Origin of the sequence: Gardnerella sp. 30-4, from assembly GCF_001641215.1 — a bacterium.
Classification (GTDB): domain Bacteria; phylum Actinomycetota; class Actinomycetes; order Actinomycetales; family Bifidobacteriaceae; genus Bifidobacterium; species Bifidobacterium leopoldii.
The window spans coordinates 1-2,443 of sequence record NZ_LXJL01000136.1; the positions used below are offsets into that span (position 1 = coordinate 1).

Annotated in this window: 2 protein-coding genes; both read right to left on the reverse strand. The window is 42.7% G+C overall.

The features are described 5' to 3' along the window. Positions 1–9: 9 nt before the first annotated feature. Positions 10–1,281 carry a phosphoribosylamine--glycine ligase gene (gene purD / locus A5294_RS06195; RefSeq protein ID WP_064340719.1) on the reverse strand — a complete coding sequence of 424 codons (1,272 nt, stop codon included), beginning with the start codon at positions 1,279–1,281 and terminating at the stop codon, positions 10–12. Between the two features lie 79 nt (positions 1,282–1,360). Beyond that, complete coding sequence (gene purM, locus A5294_RS06200) at positions 1,361–2,395, reverse strand: phosphoribosylformylglycinamidine cyclo-ligase (protein ID WP_064340720.1); 1,035 nt, start codon at positions 2,393–2,395, stop codon at positions 1,361–1,363. Positions 2,396–2,443: the final 48 nt, after the last annotated feature.

The window sequence follows — 2,443 nt, forward strand, 5'->3', positions numbered from 1 at the left end:
ATTAACAAACTATTTTAAAGCTTTTTCTGCGATATCATGCCTAAAGAACATGTGCGGAAGATTAAGCTTATCTAATATGCTGTAGACGTTGTTTTGAGCGTCTTTTACGTCGTCTCCATGCACTTGTATAAGAGCTACTCTGCCTGAAGAAGTAAGAAGTTTTCCGCTTTCTTCATCGCTTTTTACTCCTGCATAATACACGTGCTGACCTTGGTTTTCGTCAACAGGAATTTGAGGAAGTTGAGTTCCAGTAACTAAAGTGCCAGGGTAGCCTTCGCTAGCAATGATCACGCCGAGCGTAACACCGCTATTTTTCCAAGTAAAAGTCGGATTTTTATGCTGCAAAATATTCCATATAGCTGCACCAAAATCTGAAGTAAGGCGAGGAAGTACAACTTCTGTTTCTGGGTCTCCAAAACGAGCATTAAACTCAATAACTTTAGGACCTGTTGCTGTATCAATTAAGCCAGCATAAAGCACGCCGGTAAAAGGCGTACCCTCTTTAGCTAGTCCTTCAACAGTTGGGCGCACAATCTCGTCGATAGCACGCTGAACTGTTTCGTCGCTAATTTGTGGAACAGGGCTATAAGCTCCCATGCCGCCAGTATTTGGTCCTTTGTCTCCGTCGTAAGCGCGCTTGTGATCTTGAGAAATAGGCATAACCCAAAAATCAGTTCCGCTTACAAAACTCATAAGTGAAAACTCTTGGCCTTGCAAAAATTCTTCAATAACGACTTTTGCTCCAGCTTGACCAAAACGATGATCGACGAAAATATCCTCCAAAGCATCAACTGCTGTTTGCTCATCCATAGCAACAGTAACGCCTTTTCCAGCAGCCAAACCGTCCGCTTTAATAACAATTGGAGCACCATGCTCAAGAACGTATGCGCGTGCTGTCTCCAAAGCGTCAAATGTTTTGTAGGAGGCGGTTGGAACGTTGTGACGAGCCATAAGCTTTTTTGCGAAATCTTTAGAGCCTTCAATTTGAGCTGCGGCTTTGTTTGGACCAAAAGCGGCAATTCCATGCGCTTCAAAATCGTCAACAATGCCATTCATAAGCGGAACTTCAGGACCAATGAACGCAAAATCGTAGTTATTGTCTTTAACGAACTTAATAAGAGCGTCATGATCTGATTGACTTATGTTTGCAGTTTGAATGCCATCTGCTGCAATACCAGGATTTCCAGGAGCAACAGTTACTTCTTCAACGCTTTCTCCTTTAAGTAGCGCGTGTGCAATAGCGTGTTCGCGAGCGCCAGAACCAACTACTAAAACTTTCATTTTTAATCCTTTATTGCTTTAAGATTTCGCTGTCTACTGTTTTGCAGCTTTATATTTTGCGGTTTTGCGTTTTTGTGGTTTACAACAACTCAACTGCAGCGTTTTCGCGCTTAGCCATTTTGCCAATAATATAAGCGGTTTCGTTATGCTCTTTTAGTATTCGCATTGCCTCGTTTGCTTTGTTTTCGTCAACTGCCAAAATCATGCCAATACCCATATTAAAAACGTTGAACATTTCAGTGTGAGCAACTTTTCCAGCTTTTTCAAGAACGCCAAAAATAGGTGGAACGCTCCAGCTAGTAGTGTCAATTTTTGCAGCTAAATCATCTGCGTACATGCGCGGAACATTTTCAATAAATCCGCCGCCTGTAATATGAGCAACTCCCTTAATAAGATGTTCTGCAAAAAGTGGCTTTAAAGCTTTTACATAGATTCGAGTAGGTTCAAGAAGAACTTCGCCAAGTGTTTTGCCATTAAGCTCATCTAGTTTGGTGTCAACGCTAAAACCTGCTTCTTCAAACAAAGCTTTGCGAACAAGAGAGAATCCGTTTGAATGAACTCCTGAAGAAGGAAGTCCTATAAGCACGTCGCCGGCAGTAATAGTGGAGCCGTCAACAATATTTGAACGTTCTGCAACGCCTACTGCAAAACCTGCAAGATCGTACTCGTCTTCGTCATACATCCCAGGCATTTCAGCAGTTTCGCCGCCAATTAAACCTGCTTCTGATTGCACGCAACCGTCTGCAACGCCTGAAACTACTTGCTCAAGTATTTCAGGATTGTTTTTTCCGCACGCAATGTAATCGAGGAAGAAAAGCGGCTCGGCACCTTGAGCTGCAATGTCGTTTACGCACATAGCAACGCAATCAATGCCAATAGTGTTATGCTTATTCATCATTTTTGCAATCACAAGCTTGGTTCCAACGCCATCTGTGCCAGAAATCAGCACTGGCTCTTTGTAACCAAGAGACGCCAAATCAAATAAGCCGCCAAATCCGCCAATGCCACCTACAACGCCTGGGCGCTTTGTGCGATTTACATGAGATTTAATACGACGTACTACTTCGTATCCTGCTTCTACGCTTACGCCAGCTTCTTCATATGCATGTGGCATATCGGTTCCTTTCGTAACACTGTTATAAGTATTTTCTTAAGTTTTATT